Genomic DNA, 17345 nt, shown 5'->3' on the forward strand with positions numbered 1-17345 from the left:
ACAGGCGTCAATCGCATGCCTTGTGAAGGGTCCATGCGATCCACGCGCAGGGAAGGCACAGCGCAGCCACCAGCAGCAACTGGTTGACGACGGACATGCCCGCGACGCTGAGACCGATTGCGAAGAAGGATCCCAGCACCATTGCGCCGGAATTGACGATATTATTCGCCGCCACCGTGCGGGCCGCTTCGCATTTTTCAACGGTCGTCGTCAGGAACGCATAGAGCGGTACGACGAACATCCCGCCGAATGTCGCCACGCCCAGTAGGCATGCCGATAGCGCGAGCGCGAGCGGGTGAGCGAGGAAGCCTTCGAGCGAAAGCCGCGCGCCGCCCGGAGAAGGCGTCCACAGATCGCACACGATGTGAAATGCGACGATGCACAGGCCCATGCCGATGACAGACGCCGGTCCATAGCGCGCCGACACATGGCCCTTCAGAAGGCGGTTGATGGCGATTGACCCGATTGCGATGCCCACAGAAAAGATCGCAAGGAACAGGCTGGCGACAGCCTTGTCGGCGGTCAGCACATTCTTCACCAGCGGTGGGAACTGGATGAAGAGGATCGAACCTACCGCCCAGAAGAAGCTGATCGCCATGATGGCCAGGTAAAGGCGCCGGATATGCATGGTGCCACGCACTAGCGTCACGGAGGATCGGATGATGTGGAAGTCTATCGGTTGCCGGGAAAGTAGCGAGGGAGCGGGCGGAACCTCCCTGCCGGCTGCATAGCCGACCAATGCGGTGATCACGATGCCGATTGCGGCCACTTCGACGGGGATGATCCCGGCCAGGATAGTCCCTGCGAGAATCGCGATATAAGTGCCCGCCTCGACCAGCCCGGTGCCGCCAAGCACTTCGTCATCGTGCAGATGCTGGGGCAGGATCGCATATTTGATGGGGCCAAAGAAAGTCGAGTGAACGCCCATGGCGAACAGGGCGCACAGCAGTAGCGGAATGGCAAGGCCGTGAATTGCGATGCCGCTCCAGATTAGCGCCAGCCCTGCCGCGCCGACTAGCATGATGACGATTTCAGCCGCTTTGACGTAGCGGATGATGGTGGCCTTGTCGCGCTGGTCAGCCAACTGCCCCGACAGAGCGGACAGAAGGAAAAACGGCAGGATGAAGATACCGGTCGCCAGCGCGCTGAACCAGGTTTCGGACCGTTCATCATTGTAGACGCTGTATACGACGAACAGCACCATCGCGTTCTTGAACAGGTTGTCGTTGAATGCGCCGAGGAGCTGGGTGATGAAAAGCGGCAGAAAACGTCGCTTGTTAAGGAGCCTTAGGGAGGCTTGCATAGGCGAGGGGGTCTTCTTCGCTGTGGACGAGCGGAGCGCGGTCTAGCGGTTGCTGTCGCCTCTGTCCAACCCCCAACACATGAAGCCGCCGACGTCATTGATGCGGCTGCTTGTGCAAGGGCGCGGACTGTGGCAGGTCGCCGCCATGCTGACGCTGCCCAATCTGCTGACGCTTTCGCGCATATTGACCGTGCCACTGCTTGTTGCATTGCTGTGGCCGGCCGAGGTCGGTGCGCGCTGGACGACGGGTTATGCGCTGGCCTTCGCGCTCTATTGCCTGATGGGCATTACCGATTATTTCGACGGCTATCTGGCGCGGGCGCAGGGCGCAGTGTCGAGGCTGGGCATTTTCCTTGATCCGATCGCGGACAAGATCATGGTGGGCGCCGTCATCCTTATGCTCGCTGCGACGCGAGACATTGCCGGTATTCACATCGCTGCCGCCATGATCATCCTGTTGCGCGAGATTGCCGTATCCGGGCTCCGCGAATTCCTCGCCGGGCTTCAGGTATCGGTGCCCGTTTCGCGGCTGGCAAAGTGGAAGACCGCGTTCCAGCTCATCGCCCTTGGCGCATTGATCCTCGCCGGAGCAGTACCCCATTTCCCGTTTGTGCAGCTTACGGGTATCGCAACCCTCTGGGCTGCGGCCATACTGACGCTGATTACCGGATGGGACTATCTGCGGGTCGGCATCAAGCATATGGATTGACCATGGCGACGCTCGACATCCTCTATTTCGCCTGGGTTCGCGAAGGTATCGGCCGCGATGCCGAGCAGATGGAGCGGCCTGCGCCTGACGTCACGGTAGCAGAAGTTATCGTCTCGCTGGCTGACCGCGGTGGCGGCTATGCCGAGGTACTGGGCGACCGGCAGCGGCTGCGGGCGGCGCTTGACCAGCGGTTTGTTTCGCTTGAAACGCCGATCGGTGAAGCCAGGGAACTGGCGATCTTCCCGCCGGTAACGGGTGGATGAACCGCGTTTCTATCCAGGCGGAGGATTTCGACCCCGCCATCGAGTTGGCCGCGCTGGAAGCGAGCGGCGGCGGCGGCGTTGCGAGTTTCACTGGTATCGTGCGCGGCGAAAATGGGCTGGCCGCGCTTGAACTTCACCATTACTCCGCGATGACCGCGCCTCAGGTCGAACGCATTGTTGAGCAGGCAATGACGCGCTGGCCACTTTTGGGGGTACGGGTCATCCATCGCTTTGGCCGTTTGGAGCCGGGCGATCGCATCGTGTTTGTCGGAACCGCATCGCGACACCGCACCGCAGCGCTGGAAAGCTGCGCATTCCTTATCGATTGGCTCAAGTCCGAAGCGCCCTTTTGGAAAAAGGAGCATTTCGCTGATGGCGCCACCGCTTGGGTGGAGGCGCGGGCTGAAGATGAAGCGAAAGCGCGCGGCTGGACAGGTTGAGATCAGGCGGCGACGCTTGGCTGGGGTAGATCGGCGGCGTCTCGCAGGATCTCCGCGAGCAGCCGGAATTCCTTCTCCCTTGGGCTGTTTTTCCGCCAGACCAGGGCGATGTCGCGATGGGATCGCTCAGATTGCAGCGGTCGCGCGGTGATGCGGGTGTGATCCAATATGCCGCCATTGATCGCCATTTCAGGCATGATCGTCATGCCAAGCCCGTTATCGACCATCTGCACCAATGTGTGCAGTGATGTGCCCATCATCATCGCGCTGGAGCGAATTTCGGGACGGTTGCATGCGGCGAGCGCATGATCTTTCAGGCAATGACCGTCTTCCAGCAGCAGCAGCTTCGTTTCGTCGATCATGTCCGGCGCGATCCATTCGGGCGGATCGCGCGGATCGTCATGTGGAAATGCGACGAACAGCCGATCCTGAAACAGCAGCTCGCTGTCCAGTTCACCAGTCGGGAAGGGAAGGGCCAGGAGGACGCAATCCACATTGCCGTGGCGCAGCGATTCGATGGCTGTTTGTGAGGTCTCTTCCCGGAGATAGAGCTTCAGTTCGGGACGCTCGGCCCGCAATCGAGGCAGCAGACTGGGGAGCAGGAACGGTGCGATCGTCGGGATGACGCTCATTCGCAGTTCGCCGGTCAGTGGCTTGCCCGATGCTTCAGCAATCGCCGCCAGTTCCTCGGCCTCGCGCAGCACGCGATGCGCCTTTTCCACGATGCGATCGCCGAGAGCCGTGAAGCGAACTACTCGGCGCGTGCGCTCCACCAAGGTGACACCGATCAGGGATTCCAGCTCGCGAATGCCGGCGGACAGGGTGGATTGCGTGACGTAACAGCTGTCGGCTGCCTTGCCGAAATGCCCATGCTGCTTCAGCGCAACGAGATATTGCAGCTGCTTGAGAGTGGGCATGTAGCTCGACATTGATCGCCTTTCTCGATTAGAAAGTCGAAGATAAGAGCATTAGCCGATATATCCAAGGCCTTTAGCGACGCCGAACAGCGATGTCAGCATCAGGATTGTACCGACCGCCTTGAATAGCAGGCGGGGGGCGATGTGGCGGGCCAGCACCGCGCCGAAGGGTGCGGCTATCACGCCGCCTATCAGGAGGCCGACGGTGTAGGTCGTGAACGCCTGCCAGCCCAGATGCAGAATGAATGTGAGGCTGATGGAGAGCGTAAGGACGAATTCAACGGTATTGACGGTGCCGATCGTGTGGCGCGGACTGGCCCCCTGGATCAGCAGGTTGGAGGTCACGATTGGACCCCATCCGCCGCCGCCTGTGGCGTCCATGAACCCGCCAACAAGGCCGAGCGGCGCCACCCATTTGGGATCGCGAGGATGGGGGGGCAGATGAAATCCTCGCCAGATGAGATATGCACCGATCGTCATCAGATAAATTTGGACGAAAGGCTTTATGATCGATCCATCGATGTTGGAGAGAATATAAGCTCCCGTTATGCCGCCAATAATCCCAGGAATGACGAGGCGCGCGAATAACCGCCAATCGACGTTGCGATGCGCGATATGACTGAGCGTTGACACTCCGGTTGTGAAAGTTTCCGCGGCGTGCACGCTGGCCGATGCTCGGCTGGGAGGCACGCCCAGTGTCAGCAAGAGCGTACTCGAAATGACGCCATAGGCCATCCCCAGAGCGCCATCGATCACCTGGGCCCCGAAGCCGATGAGGATGAACGGCAGCAGATCGCTGAGATGCGCAAGTAGGGGGTCGGTCATTCCTCGGCCTCTAACTGAATTGTCTACTGCTTTGATTGGTATATCATGCCTGACCAAGAAACTTTCTGTTTTATGATACCAAGCCGAAATAGCCGCATCTGGAAAACCCGCTCCCCCGCGATTATGTAGGGAAAGTTGGGTTTTCAGGGGCCGCTGCATGCTGCGCAATCTTGTTGCTTATCTCGACTCGGTGAAATCGCGCGACCCTGCGCCTCGTTCCCGCGCGGAAATACTCCTCTATCCGGGCGTATGGTCACTGGCGTTTCACCGCGTCGCGCACCGCCTCTACGGTGCCCGGTTTTATTTTCTGGCGCGTGCCGTCAATCACCTGTCGCGTTTTCTGACAGGTAACGACATCCATCCCGGCGCGCGCATCGGCAAGCGATTCTTCATTGACCATGGCTTCACGGTGATTGGGGAGACAGCGGAAATAGGCGATGACGTCACCCTTTATCAGAACGTCACGCTGGGCGGCACCGATCCCGCGAACGGCATTGCGGGCAAGCGCCACCCGACATTGGCAGATGGCGTTATCGTTGGTTCTGGCGCGCAGGTGTTGGGGCCAATTCAGGTCGGTTCGCGCGCCCGCATCGGCGCCAACGCCGTGGTGACGAAGGATGTGCCGGAAGCAGCGACCATGGTCGGCATCCCCGCGCGCCAGATGTTGGTCGATGTTACGGCCTATCAGCGGGAATTCTTGCCCTATGGCACTCCATGCTCCGATTGCTACGATCCCGACAAGCATAAGCTGGAACAGCTTCGGACGGAGGTTGAACAGCTTCAGAAGCGGCTGACGGACCTGATCGAGCTGCGAGAGACAAAAGCGGACAGCCCTGATGACGATGACATTCCCTCGTTCCGGGAGCGTGGTCGCGCCTGATGACCAATGTCACGCCGTTTCCGCTTCAAGCCACTACGGCAGGACAGGCGGCATTCGACCGGCTTGAGCTTCAAAGGATAATGGATCTTTACGGGCGCATGGTATCGGCCGGTCATTGGCGGGATTACGCTATTGATCTCGGCAGGGAAGCGGCCGTTTTCTCCGCCTTCCGACGCTCCGCGGAACGACCCGAATACCGGATAGAGAAACGTCCTTCGTTACGTCATCGTCAGGGAATGTGGGCGCTGATTGGAGAGACCGGCAACATATTGAAACGCGGAGCGGAGCTTCAGGGCATATTGGCTCCAGTGGAGCGCCGTCTTCTCAAGATCGTGCGGGATTGACCTTATCATCTGTCATTGTCGTGGTTTTGGCGTATCAGATCATGAAGTCCGCTCTGTCGCGAAGGTGGCGGCGGCTTTCGATGGACTTAACAAGAAAAGAGTTCGCGCATGTCTCTGCCTGCACTGCTTCATGGACGTCTCTCGCTGCCCCTCATCGCATCGCCGATGTTCATTATTTCACAACCGGCGCTGGTGATTGCCCAATGCCGCGCTGGGGTCGTAGGGGCTTTTCCTTCGCTCAATGCGCGGCCGTCGGGAATATTCGAGCAATGGCTTCAACTGCTGGGTGAAGCATTGACGGAACAGGATGCGCCCTTTGCCGTCAACCTCATCGTGCATAAGACCAATGCGCGACTGGAGGAAGATCTCGCCCTCTGCGTGAAGTACCGCGTGCCGATCGTCATCACGTCGCTTGGCGCCCGTCCGGAGGTCAACGACGCCGTGCACAGCTATGGTGGCATAGTCCTGCATGACGTCATCAATAATATGTTCGCCAAGAAAGCGATCGAAAAAGGAGCCGACGGCCTGATAGCCGTTGCGGCGGGAGCGGGCGGTCATGCTGGAACCTTGTCTCCATTCGCGTTGGTGGAGGAAATCCGCGACTGGTTTGACGGCCCACTGATCCTTTCGGGTGCCATCGCAACCGGCCGATCAATCGCCGCGGCGCGGATGATGGGAGCCGATCTCGCCTATATGGGATCACCCTTCATCGCTACGGAGGAGGCGAATGCCGCGCCTGACTATAAGCAGATGATCGTCGATAGCGGCGCGGAAGAGATCGTCTATTCTAACTATTTTACTGGCGTCCATGGGAATTACTTGAGTCCAAGCATCGCGGCATCCGGTCTCGACCCCGCAAAGCTGCCGACGGCCGGCGATATGAATCTGGCGTCCATGGCCGATGGCGAAAAAAAAGCCTGGCGTGACGTATGGGGCGCTGGACAGGGTATAGGCGCGATTCGCAAAATTCAGCCGGCCCGATCCTTCATCGAGGAGCTGAAGGCGCAATATCAGACGGCGATCGCGGCCTTTCGATCATAGAAAGGCGCGCAGTTCCGCGAGGAAAGAGTCGAATTGATCGTGATGGAGCCAGTGCCCTGCATGTGCGAACTCGACCAGTCGCGCGTCTTGGAAATGAGCGGCTCGCCCGTCCTTCACGGGATTGGACGCCCAACTGTCCAGTCCCAGGCAGAGTAGGACGGGGCAGGAGATCCGCCTCCAGAAATCAGGTAGCTCGTCATCCGCCATATCCTGCGGCGCGGGGTTGCGGAGATAAGGATCGAATTTCCAGCCGTAGCTGCCGTCCTCGTTGCGGTTGACCCCATGAGCGGTCAGGTGAAGCGCCTGTTCGACAGACAGGTGATCGTTGCGTTCCCGCATGCGGGCCACTGCCGCCTCCAGCGTGGGATAGTGGCGCGTCGTCCGCCGGGCACTGGCACGGCGCTGCTCGATCCATTCCCGCCAACGGTCAGGTGCTGGCCGTGCGGCCTTCTCCCTGATGCCTTGGGGAGACATGCCCAACCCCTCGATTGCGACTAGGCGTTCGACCCGATCCGGGAAAAGGCCAGCATAGCGCAGGACCAACGATCCTCCGAGCGAATGGCCTATAAGGTTCACCTTGTCGCGCCCGAACTGGTCCACAAGTTGTGCGAGATCATAAACGAAGTCTGCGATCAGATAGGCGCCTTCAGCAGACCATGCACTGTCGCCATGCCCACGAAGGTCGAGGGCGACCACATGATAGTCGCGGGCCAGCGCCCGCGCCGTCCAGTCCCAGCTGCGGGCATGGTCCAGCGCTCCGTGAACCAGGATGAGTGTAGGAGCGGAGTGATTGCCCCAATCCACATAATGAAGACGTGTGCGCAGCGAGGTGAAGAAATGCGAGGTTGGGCTGTTTGCCCAGGGGCCGTCGGTACGATCGTTGCGAGGGCTGGAGAAGGAAGGCGTGACGTTCATGTCCTCGGGCGTACTCCGCGATGTGGCAACGGGTATGTTGTGACGCAGCTGTTATAACAGCATTCGTCAGGTAATTGGTGACGATAATGAGGAAGATCGGTGCATTCCCGTGCCAAATCGGGAGGAGGGGACAGGTCTGCCCTTCAAAAGTCCGGGGGTGGTGGCTCAAGGGAGATGGACCGCTCGCTGGCGCGATCACGGTGAGCCAGTGCCAGGATGCGTGCGAGGTCGGCTTGTCTGAACGGTTTATCAAGCCGCAGACGCTTCGTTGCGTGGGGAGGTAGCTCGGCATAACCGGTAATGATGATGACGGGCAGGCCGGGATGGCTTTCATCCAGCGCGTCTGCCAGTTGAGCGCCGGTCATATGAGGCATGGCATGATCGGTAACGACCAGGTCGACGTCACCCTCGCTCAGCACGCGCAGTGCATCGGCGCCAGATCCAGCCTGAAACACGGTATGTCCAAGTTCCTCCAGCATCCCCGCCGTGTTGGTCAGCACCAGATCGTCGTCGTCGACCGCCAATATGACCAGCGGCTGATCGCTCGCATGGCTTGGGATGAAAGGCTGTACTTCGACTTGGTGCAATGGTTCATCGGACCCGACCGCCACCGGCAGCCACAGCGACACGCTTGTCCCCTGTCCCGGCTCGCTGGAGATGATCAGGGATCCGCCGCACTGTTGGGCGAAACCATGCACCATGGAAAGGCCAAGACCCGTGCCCTTGCCAACCCCCTTGGTCGTGAAGAAGGGTTCTCGCGCACGTGATAGGGTGATTTCATCCATCCCTTCACCTTCGTCGATGACGGACAGGCGAACATAATCACCCGTTGCCAGATCGGGCCGTTGTGAAGCCGACACATTTGCGTCCGTGCCCTCTATAATGATCCGGCCGCCGTCCGGCATCGCGTCGCGGGCGTTTACGGCCAGGTTCAGCAATGCCAGCTCCAACTGGGCGGGATCGGCATGAGCGGAGCTAAGCATCAGGGGAAAACGGGTCTCAATGGTCACGGTCGAACCCAAGGTAGATTTCAGCAGCCCGGCCATGTTGCGGATCAAGGCCACGCAATCGACGCTGCTTAACCTCAATTCCTGCCTGCGCGCGAAAGCGAGCATGCGCTGCGTCAGGGTCGCGCCGCGATCGGCCGCGGTCATTGCATTGTCGATGTAGCGGGAGATGTCGGCGCCGGTGCCAAGCCGCTGTCTGGCCAAGTCCAGGCTACCGACGATTACCGCAAGCAGATTGTTGAAATCATGGGCAACGCCTCCAGTCAATTTGCCGATCGCGTCCATTTTTTGTGACTGGAAGATGGCTTCGCGTGCTTCCTCCAGCGCCAGCTGGGTCTCTCACCTTTCGGTAAGATCGCGCGTGATTTTCGCAAAACCTATAAGGTCGCCCATGGGATTGCGGATGGCGTCGATAACGACGCTCGCCCAAAAGCGTGAACCATCCTTACGAATTCGCCAGCCTTCCGCTTCAAAGCGGCCCTCTCTTGCCGCTGTGTCCAGCGCGCGGGAAGGCACGCCGGCCATCCGATCTTCTTCCGAATAAAAGCGCGAGAAGTTCTGACCCAATATCTCTCCCGCGGCATAGCCCTTGAAGCGCTCCGCGCCCGCGTTCCAACTGGTGATGGTGCCGACGGGATCCAACATGTAGATCGCATAGTCGGTGACGCTTTCGACCAGCAGCCGGAAGCGCTCCTCGCTCGCTCGCAGCGCCTCCTGCGCCGCGCGCCGCTCCGTCAAATCCCGCGTCCCTTTTGCGAAACCGATCAGCTTGCCCGTGCAATCGCGAATAGGATCGATGACAACATTCGCCCAGAAATGCGTGCCATCCTTGCGCACGCGCCATCCTTCTGCTTCGAAGCGACCTTCCCGGTCGGCGGTATTCAAAGCAAGTGCGGGTATGCCGGCCGCCTGATCTTCGGGCGTGTAGAAGCGGGAAAAGTGCAGGCCAATGATCTCGTCGGCCTCATAACCCTTGAATCTGCGGGCACCCGCATTCCAGCTGATGACCGTGCCATCGACCGATAGCATGTAAATCGCGTAATCTGTGACACTCTGGACAAGCAACTCGAAGCGGTTTCCAGAGTTCTCCGGCTCCGCCGTGCTCATAAAGTCCCCATCATATTATATGTTATCGAAACATGCCAACACACCGATCGGGGGATGGTTCCCAGGCTGGCAGGGTGCCTAATGGTTCAGGCGACATCCCATTATAAGTACGCCTTTATTTTTCCGAAGCCGTCGCCCGGCAGGGCCGGGATGGCGAGGTCGTTGACGCGGTTAGGGACAGCCGCTAATCCCCAACCTGCGCGCGGGTGTAGCTCAATGGTAGAGCAGCAGCTTCCCAAGCTGACGACGGGGGTTCGATTCCCCTCACCCGCTCCAATTCTCGATCTCAGGACATCCCCGACAGCTTTACAAACCGCTGAAATATGCGGTATTTTTCGGGTCATCCGGCTCGTGAAATCTCCCTTCATGTCATGGAAGCCCAGGCAAAAGTGGGGCCTTTTTCGAAAATAGCGGGCCAAAAAATGCACGAGGCCCCCAAGGGTGGGGGCCTCGTCGTGGAAGGCCTGAACTATGTCACTGACTGATATAGCAATTCGTCGAGCCAAGACGCGCGATAAACCCTACAAGCTTTATGATGAGCTGGGGCTCTTTCTGGTGATCTCCCCGTCTGGCTCCCGACTCTGGCGAATGAAGTTCCGTCACGGCGGCTCTGAAAAGAAACTGAGCTTTGGCTCTTACCCTCAGGTGAGTCTGCGCGACGCGCGTAAAATGCGCGATGACGCTCGCGACCTGCTCGCTGACGGCAAGGACCCCGCCCTTGAGAAGCAGCGCGAGAAACTCAGGGCCGGCGCGCTGGCCGAAAACACCTTCACCAGCATAGCCAGCGAATATTGCCGCAAGCGACGCCGCGACGGCGACAAGGCTTGGGCACCGGCAACTGCTGCGCGCTGCGAATATCTTCTCAGCCTGCTGGACAACTCGATCGGCAAGATGCCGATCCATGAGATTGAGCCGATCGATGCCCTTGCCGCGATCCGCAAGATCGAGAAGCGGGGCAAGCTCGAAAGCGCGCGACGCACCTTGCAGTGCCGTGTTCCGCTATGCCGTTGCGACGGCCCGCCTGCGGTCTGACCCGACGCGGGACCTGCGCGGTGCGCTGACCACTCCGACGGTCACGCACTACGGGGCAGTTACCGATGCCAGTGAGGTTGGCGACCTGCTCAGGGCCATCGACGGCTACGAAGGCCAGGGCATGACGAAATGGGCCCTGCAACTGGCACCGCATGTCTTCGTACGTCCTGGCGAGCTTCGTCATGCGCGATGGGATGAGATCGACCTCGAAGCCGCACTATGGACCATCCCGGCCGAAAAGATGAAGATGCGCAAACCGCATCACGTGCCGCTCTCGCGTCAGTCAATCGCAATTCTGGAAGAAATCCGCTTGATCACCGGGTCGTCAGGTTACGTTTTCCCCTCGATGCGATCAAGAACGCGGCCGATGTCGGAGAACACCCTTAACGCAGCGCTGCGCCGCCTTGGTTATTCCAGTAACGAAATGACGGCACATGGCTTCCGGGCGATGGCGAGCACTCTGCTCAACGAATCGGGCAAGTGGTCCCCGGATGCTATCGAACGGGCGCTGGCTCATGGCGACAGCGACAAGGTGCGCGCGGCCTACCATCGCGGCGCCCATTGGAAGGAACGGGTCGCGATGGCGCAGTGGTGGTCCGATCTTTTGGATTCGTTGCGGAGTGGAGCCACCATCCTGCCCTTCCCCTACTAGCGGATGAGTAGGCAGTGGCACGATTATGTTCACGCTTTTCCCATTCGCATCGGGCAACCGTAAGAGGAACCGCCGCGGTACAGTCCGACTTTTGGCATCCTTCGATCCATTGTACCACATCATCGCAGGAAGATTTCTACTAACGATCAATTCTATCGTTCGCCCCGTTTATCATCCGGTGGCTTGGGAAGCGGATCAGCGCGCTTTTGGGAGAGCTACCGCTTCACGGTCGAGATCGGAAAAGCCCGATGATTGGTCGAGATGTGATGATAACGCCTTGCTATCACGGTCGATGACGAAGCGAATAACTCCGCCTGGAAAGCCTAACGCAGGAAGAACTCGACTGGCACGATCAGTTCGATTGTGTCGCCCGCCATCGATTCCGGCGGCTTGGGCAGCGGCTGTGCCCGGTTGGGCAGGCCAACCGCCTCGGCATCCAGCGAGGAGACGCCCGACGACCGTTCCAGCCGAACGCTCAGCACCTTGCCATCCCGGTCCATCACGAAGCGGATATAGGGCACGCCCTGCTGCTTGCGGAACAGTGCCTCTCGCGGATAGCGGCGCACCTTGTTGAGCGCGGCCAGCACCTGTCCTTCCCAGGTCGGCTTGGCATTGCCGGGCGATGGCGGTGCCGAAACCGGCTTCACCTCCTGCGGCGGCGTACGCTCGACCGGCGGGGTCGAACGTGGCACCGGCAGCGCGGGCATGGTGGCGGGGGTCAGGATCTGGATCTTGGGCGCCTCCGGCTGGGGTTGCTCGACCGGCTGCTCCTCCGGCGGAACGATGTCGGGCGGCGGCTCCTCGCTCACCTCCTCGGCCGGCGGCGCGGACGGCGCGATGTCGAAGGTATGGAGCGTTTGCGGCTGGCGCTTTACATAGTCGCTATGCCATTTGACCAGCATCAGCCCAGCCGCGATCACATGCACGGCAATGGTCAGCGACAGTCCGACCGAACGGACGCGCCCGTTTCCGCTGGCGCGATAGCCGTCATCGGAAGGTGTTGGCTGGGCGGGCGGAAGGAGCACGACCGCCTCCTCGGGCGGATCGTCGGAGCGGACGCGGGTGGCGGCTCGAAGCATCAGGACATTCCTGCCAGGGCCGCCGCGCAGAGCGAGAGCGGCAGAGCGATCAGGCCTGCACGGGGCAGCAGGCTGGGACGATAGGTAAGACCGAACGAGACACCGAGCGCGCCCAGCATCAGCAGGCCGATCCAGCTGGTGATCCCGACCGACAGGCCAAAGCGCGCCGAAAGGGGCAGTACGGCCAGAGCGAGCAAGGCCCATCCCCCCGTCTTGAACAGACCAAGCGGTCGCCCCTTGGGTAGCGCGCCGGTCATGTCGCGATGATGCTTCTCCATCGCGAAGGCGAGCGCGGTGAAGCCGGCGAAACAGGCCAGCAGGGCGGCGAGCGCGGTCATAGCGCCGCTCCCATGCCAGCAATCGCGAGGATCAGCGCGGCGAGAGCGGCCGTCACCAACAGCCACAGCCATGCCCGGGTCGCACTGGAGGCATGGAAGATGGCCATGATGATGGCGGCATAGGCGAGGAAGCTGGCCATGGCGGTGGCATGGAGCGCTTCAGGGGCGGAAAGGCCCAGCAGCGTCAGCAGCCGCGTGACCAGCAGGGTCAGAAGCGCGGTCAGCGCATAACCGCCAACCACACCAGCCAGGATGCGCGAAAGGAGCGACCAGTCCAGTGTCTTCATGCGGGTACGGCCTTGGCTGTGCGTGTCACCGTGCGGATCGACTGAGTGGCGGCAGCGCGCTGCTTGCGGATCAGGATGCGCAGCATCTGGGCGAAGAGCAGCGCGATACCGATCGCACCCAGATCAATGCTTGCCAGCGTCCAGTCGCCCGCCAGCACGCTCACGCCCAGATGCCGGTCGGTTGTCAGCAGGTTGATAACGGGGATGAGACCGAAGGCGGCGACGGCCAAGCCGGTCAGCTCCACCCAGACCTTCGCGCCGGGCCGCCAGATGGCGTAGAGGAGGCAGGCCGCCCAGCTGATGAACAGCGTATGGATTTCCCACGCCGCTCGTCCTTCCATCATGGCGGGGATCAGCCGGTTCGCCCAGAAATAGGCAGCGACCCCGACCGGCAGGCCAATGACCGTGCCCAGGTTCAAGATATCGACCAGGATGATGCCAAAGGGCAGCCTCCCCACCTTGGCCAGCTTCGCCTTGCGCTTCGTCGACCAGAGCAGCAGCCCGGTGGCGATCATCGCCGCGCCGCCCAGGCCCGAAAGCACATAGACGAAGCGCAGGGTCGGCCCCGCGAAATGCCCTTCATGCAGCGCCAGCAGCGCGGAGGAAAAGCCGGCCGACGCCGCGCCCTTCTCACCGTCCTCGGGCAGGCGCGCACCGGTGACGCCGTCGAAGCGCATCGCGGTGCCACCCCGGCTGAGTGAGGTCAGGTTATGCGGCTGGATTGCGACGCTGGCGTCGGCCCGGCCGGGATGCTCGATGATGATGCGGGCGACCCGGTTCGGTCCCCAGAGCTTCTCCGCCTCCGCCAGCATCGGCGCGACCGGCGCGGTGGCGGCTAAGGGTGCCTTGTTCTCGCTCTTGTCCTCCCGACCATAGACCTGCTCGTAAAAGCGATCGCGCGCCGGTCCTTCGGGATAGAGGGTGTCGATCGGCACGGGCATATAGGTGAAGAGGAAGAAGACCAGGCCCGACCAGGTAATCATCAGGTGGAAGGGCAAGGCCGTAACGCTGATCAGATTATGCGCGTCGAGCCAGCTGCGTTGTCCCTTCGCTGGCCGGAATGTGAAGAAATCCTTGAAGATCTTCTTGTGTGTGACCACGCCGGAGAGGATCGCGACCAGCATGAACATGGTGCAGATGCCGACGATGCGGATGCCCCAGTCATAGGGCATGTAGCGCAGCGCATAATGCATGCCGTACAGTTCGTCGCCGCCGCCGGTCTCGCGCACCTTGTCCTTCGCCTCGAGGCCAGTGGCAGGGTCGATGGTTGCGCGATGATATTCGCCATAGCTCTCGCCCTCCTTGGGCCAGGCCTGCCAGGCCGCCTCCAGCTGGGTCTCGCCCCGGCGACCGGGGAAAAATACATAGAGGCGCTCGGCATCCTGGCCGTTGGCGGCCAGCCATGTCTGCGCGACGGGCAGCAACCGGGCGGCGGGCGGCGTCGCGGTCATGGGCAGTTCGGGCCGCATCCAGCGGCTGACCTCGCTGTTCACATAGCCGAAGGTGCCGGTCACGAAGACGAAGAACAGCACCCAGCCGGTCAGCAGGCCGGCCCAGGTATGCAGCCAGGCCATGGACTGGCGGAACCCTTCCTTCATGACCCGCTCCCGCCCCGTGCCGCCCGGGCCATCAGAACTTGCCCCGCAGTGCGACCAGCACATTGCGCGGATCGCCGTAGATATTGCCGTAGCCCGGCCCGTCGATCGTGACGTAATATTTCTTGTCGAGAATGTTGTTCAGGTTCGCGCTTATCGAGAAACGGTCGTTGAAGGCATAGGCGACCCGCCCCGACCAGATGGCATAGCCCTTCACCCGGAACTGATATTCATAATAGGGGCCGTCATAGATACCGGTTGTCGGGTTGAGTTCCTGGATGAAGCCGGAGCGGAAATTGCTGCTCTGGGCGGTGACGCCGCCGCCTAGGGACAGGCCCTCGTCCGGCTCGCCCGAGAAGCGATAGTCGGCCCAGAGCTTGAGCAGATGCTTGGGGGTCGTCTCGGAAAAGCGGGCGTCGCCGTCCCGCTTATTGCTGTTGTTATTATAGGTGTAGCCGAAGGCGACCTGGAAGCCGGGCAGCACTTCACCATTCAGCTCCACCTCGACGCCCTGGCTCTTCAGGCGGCCGTCGCGGATATAGCAACATTCGGTATTGCCGGCGAAGGGCGGGTCGCTGGGGTCATCGGCGTAAGCGCCGCGCTTGTCGACGCGGTACAGCGCCAGCGAGCCAAGCAGCTTGCCGTCCGCCAGCTCGCCCTTGATGCCGGCCTCATAATTGCGGCCGCGCACGGGATCGAGCGGCGTGCCGGGACGCGGGCCGCTATTATACTGCGCCTGCGACTGATAGATTTCGGCGACGCTGGCATAAAGGCTGAACCGGCGGGCAAAATCCAGCACAGCGCCCAGATAGGGTACGAAGACGCTTTTCTGGCCCACCTGATTGCGCAGCGTGTCGGTCAGCAGGTTGAAGTTCGTCGTCTTGTCCTGCAGCACGACGCGCCCCCCGCCGATCAGCGACAATGCCGCGACCGGCCGCACCCGAAGTGAGCCGTAAAGGCCGGCCCGCTCAATCGTCTGGCGGTTGCTGTAGGTCCAGACCGGCGGAAAGGCCGGCTCGGGCGGATGCACCGGGTTAAAGATGTCGCCGGTGCCGACATAGGTCCAGAGCGACTGAGCCTCCACGACATTGCGATTATAATCGGCGCCCAGAATCAGGTCGTGCTTGTGGCCGAATGCCTCGAAACTCCCCTGACTGTTAAGGTCCAGCGTGGTTTCCCTCGTTTCCCGGTTCTGCTGATAATACCACCAGTCCACACCCGATCCGTCGATCGGATCGACCGCATTCTCCATCTCCGCCGCATTGGTGCGGTCGCGGTTGCGCAGATGGTTGGCGGTCAGCTTGATCGTCCAGTCCTCGCCGATCTTCTGCTCGATCCGGCCGAAGACGACGCTGGTGCCGCGATCGATCCAGTTCCAGGGCGTCCCCATGTTGAAGCTGCGCGGCAGGCCGATATCCTCGCCATTGCGATAGCGCGGCAGGCTGACGTTGAAGCCGTCATGCCGGTCTTCCTGCCGAGTGAAGCCGGTGACCAGCAGGGTGGAAGGCGTCAGATCCGCCTCCAGCAGGCCATGGATCAGCGCGCGGCGATCCTGCTTGTAGCGCTGGAAGCTGCGGCCATTGTCGATGACGCCGATGGCGCGGCCGCGGATTCTGCCGTCGCCCGTCAGCGCACCGGTGACATCCGCCTCCAACCGGTAATTGTCCCAGCTGCCACCAAAGGCGTTAAGCTGAAGCTGCGTCTCCTCCAGCGCACGCTTGCGGGTGAAGTTGAGTACGCCGCCCGCCTCGCCCGCACCGAACAGACCGTCGGACCCGCGGACCAGCGCCACGTTGTCATAGATGGCGGTGTCGATGTCCGACATACCGTCCACCCGATTGCTGGTCGCGCCACCATCATAGCGGACATTGGTGATGGCAAGGCCGCGCGAATTGTAGGTGGACGACAGCCAGTTGCGATCGACCGTCACGCCGGTGGTCTGCAACATCACATCCTCGATGCTGATGAGATTCTGGTCCTCGATCCGCTCGCGGGTGATGACCGTCACCGACTGCGGGATGGAACGCAGGCTCTGCGCCGCCTTGCCGACATTGACGGCGAGCGGGGCGTAGCTCCGCGATCCTTCCGTCACGACCGGATCGCTGGCGGCGGACAGGCCCGTCGCCCCGCGGTCACCGCTGCCCTCCACCCGCACGGGGCCGAGCGACACCGCGCCATCGGCGACATCGGGGGCCTGTTCCAGCACCACCGTGTTGCCCATGACGCGAAAGCTCACGCCCGTACCGCTCAGCAGCCGGCCAAGCGCGGACAGTGCCGACATGCGGCCATTCACGGGGCTGGACGTCCGGCTCGACAGCAGGTCGGTAGGCGCACTGACCTGCATGCCCGACTGCTGGCCGAAGCTGGTGATAGCGGTGGAGAGCGGCTGGGCGTCGATGTCGAAGGTCCGGTCCGCCGCGCCGGCCTGCGCCATAGCGGTGCCCGTCGCACCCAATCCCAAGGTCGTACCTGCAAGCAGGGCAGCCGCTAACGCCCGCCCGATCTGTCCGAAACGCATATGTCTTCACCCCCCAAGGTGTTCATTTTGTCGTGAGTCCACAACTGCAAATGCGATGCAGTCGCGCCATCATCACAACAGACGCCAGGGGAT

15 protein-coding genes, 1 tRNA gene and 2 pseudogenes are annotated in these 17345 nt (G+C 61.3%); 8 read left to right on the top strand and 10 right to left on the bottom strand.

Going from position 1 to position 17345, the window contains the following annotated elements:
* Window positions 1-7 precede the first annotated feature (7 nt).
* Window positions 8-1303 carry an MFS transporter gene (locus K663_RS06160; protein ID WP_062115447.1) on the bottom strand — a complete coding sequence of 432 codons (1296 nt, stop codon included), beginning with the start codon at window positions 1301-1303 and terminating at the stop codon, window positions 8-10.
* A gap of 145 nt (window positions 1304-1448) precedes the next feature.
* On the opposite strand from K663_RS06160, the gene pgsA reads away from it, so the two are divergent.
* Genes pgsA through K663_RS06175 form a run of 3 tightly spaced genes read left to right on the top strand, consistent with a single transcriptional unit; the run spans window position 1449 to window position 2715 of the window.
* Window positions 1449-2012: a CDP-diacylglycerol--glycerol-3-phosphate 3-phosphatidyltransferase gene (pgsA, locus tag K663_RS06165; protein WP_062120452.1), complete on the top strand. Its 564-nt coding sequence runs from the start codon at window positions 1449-1451 to the stop codon at window positions 2010-2012.
* Window positions 2013-2014: 2 nt separating this feature from the next.
* Complete coding sequence (locus tag K663_RS06170; RefSeq protein ID WP_062115449.1) at window positions 2015-2275, top strand: MoaD/ThiS family protein; 261 nt, start codon at window positions 2015-2017, stop codon at window positions 2273-2275.
* A complete protein-coding gene (locus K663_RS06175) occupies window positions 2272-2715 on the top strand; it encodes a molybdenum cofactor biosynthesis protein MoaE (protein ID WP_062115451.1) in 444 nt (147 codons plus the stop codon). Before K663_RS06170 ends, K663_RS06175 begins: the two co-directional genes overlap by 4 nt.
* A gap of 2 nt (window positions 2716-2717) precedes the next feature.
* Here K663_RS06175 and K663_RS06180 read toward each other — a convergent pair whose 3' ends face one another.
* Both K663_RS06180 and K663_RS06185 read right to left on the bottom strand, forming a co-directional pair.
* Window positions 2718-3644 carry a hydrogen peroxide-inducible genes activator gene (locus tag K663_RS06180; RefSeq protein ID WP_062115453.1) on the bottom strand — a complete coding sequence of 309 codons (927 nt, stop codon included), beginning with the start codon at window positions 3642-3644 and terminating at the stop codon, window positions 2718-2720.
* A gap of 39 nt (window positions 3645-3683) precedes the next feature.
* Entirely contained in the window at window positions 3684-4457 is a 774-nt protein-coding gene (locus K663_RS06185) for a sulfite exporter TauE/SafE family protein (protein ID WP_062115455.1), read from the bottom strand.
* 157 nt (window positions 4458-4614) lie between these two features.
* On the opposite strand from K663_RS06185, the gene epsC reads away from it, so the two are divergent.
* The 3 genes from epsC to K663_RS06200 all read left to right on the top strand — a co-directional run bounded on the left by epsC (window position 4615) and on the right by K663_RS06200 (window position 6722).
* A complete protein-coding gene (epsC, locus tag K663_RS06190; RefSeq protein WP_062115457.1) occupies window positions 4615-5337 on the top strand; it encodes a serine O-acetyltransferase EpsC in 723 nt (240 codons plus the stop codon).
* Window positions 5337-5681 carry a DUF2794 domain-containing protein gene (locus K663_RS06195; protein ID WP_062115459.1) on the top strand — a complete coding sequence of 115 codons (345 nt, stop codon included), beginning with the start codon at window positions 5337-5339 and terminating at the stop codon, window positions 5679-5681. The genes epsC and K663_RS06195 overlap by 1 nt, the downstream gene beginning before the upstream one ends.
* A 108-nt stretch (window positions 5682-5789) precedes the next feature.
* The gene (locus K663_RS06200; protein ID WP_062115462.1) at window positions 5790-6722 is read left to right on the top strand and encodes an NAD(P)H-dependent flavin oxidoreductase; all 933 of its coding nucleotides are present in this window, start codon (window positions 5790-5792) and stop codon (window positions 6720-6722) included.
* Here K663_RS06200 and K663_RS06205 read toward each other — a convergent pair.
* Both K663_RS06205 and K663_RS06210 read right to left on the bottom strand, forming a co-directional pair.
* Window positions 6717-7637, bottom strand: a complete 921-nt coding sequence (locus K663_RS06205; protein ID WP_083535842.1) for an alpha/beta fold hydrolase — start codon at window positions 7635-7637, stop codon at window positions 6717-6719. The genes K663_RS06200 and K663_RS06205 overlap by 6 nt on opposite strands.
* A 143-nt stretch (window positions 7638-7780) precedes the next feature.
* Window positions 7781-9751 (bottom strand): annotated as a pseudogene (locus K663_RS06210) (PAS domain S-box protein).
* Between the two features lie 202 nt (window positions 9752-9953).
* On the opposite strand from K663_RS06210, the gene K663_RS06215 reads away from it, so the two are divergent.
* Window positions 9954-10027 (top strand) — tRNA-Gly (locus K663_RS06215).
* Between the two features lie 195 nt (window positions 10028-10222).
* A pseudogene (locus tag K663_RS06220) lies at window positions 10223-11435 on the top strand (tyrosine-type recombinase/integrase).
* A 323-nt stretch (window positions 11436-11758) separates the two neighbouring features.
* Here the strand turns inward: K663_RS06220 and K663_RS06225 are convergent.
* The 5 genes from K663_RS06225 to K663_RS06245 are packed head-to-tail and all read right to left on the bottom strand — an operon-like array spanning window position 11759 to window position 17252.
* Window positions 11759-12514 (bottom strand): energy transducer TonB, encoded by a 756-nt coding sequence (locus K663_RS06225; protein ID WP_062115465.1) that lies wholly within the window; start codon window positions 12512-12514, stop codon window positions 11759-11761.
* A complete protein-coding gene (locus tag K663_RS06230) occupies window positions 12514-12852 on the bottom strand; it encodes a DUF3325 domain-containing protein (protein ID WP_062115468.1) in 339 nt (112 codons plus the stop codon). Before K663_RS06230 ends, K663_RS06225 begins: the two co-directional genes overlap by 1 nt.
* Window positions 12849-13139: a hypothetical protein gene (locus K663_RS06235; protein ID WP_062115471.1), complete on the bottom strand. Its 291-nt coding sequence runs from the start codon at window positions 13137-13139 to the stop codon at window positions 12849-12851. Before K663_RS06235 ends, K663_RS06230 begins: the two co-directional genes overlap by 4 nt.
* On the bottom strand, window positions 13136-14737 hold the full coding sequence (locus K663_RS06240; protein WP_062115474.1) for a PepSY-associated TM helix domain-containing protein: 1602 nt from the start codon (window positions 14735-14737) through the stop codon (window positions 13136-13138). The genes K663_RS06235 and K663_RS06240 overlap by 4 nt, the downstream gene beginning before the upstream one ends.
* Window positions 14738-14768: 31 nt before the next feature.
* Entirely contained in the window at window positions 14769-17252 is a 2484-nt protein-coding gene (locus tag K663_RS06245) for a TonB-dependent siderophore receptor (RefSeq protein ID WP_062115477.1), read from the bottom strand.
* Window positions 17253-17345: the final 93 nt, after the last annotated feature.

Source organism: Sphingobium sp. MI1205, from assembly GCF_001563285.1.
GTDB lineage: Bacteria > Pseudomonadota > Alphaproteobacteria > Sphingomonadales > Sphingomonadaceae > Sphingobium.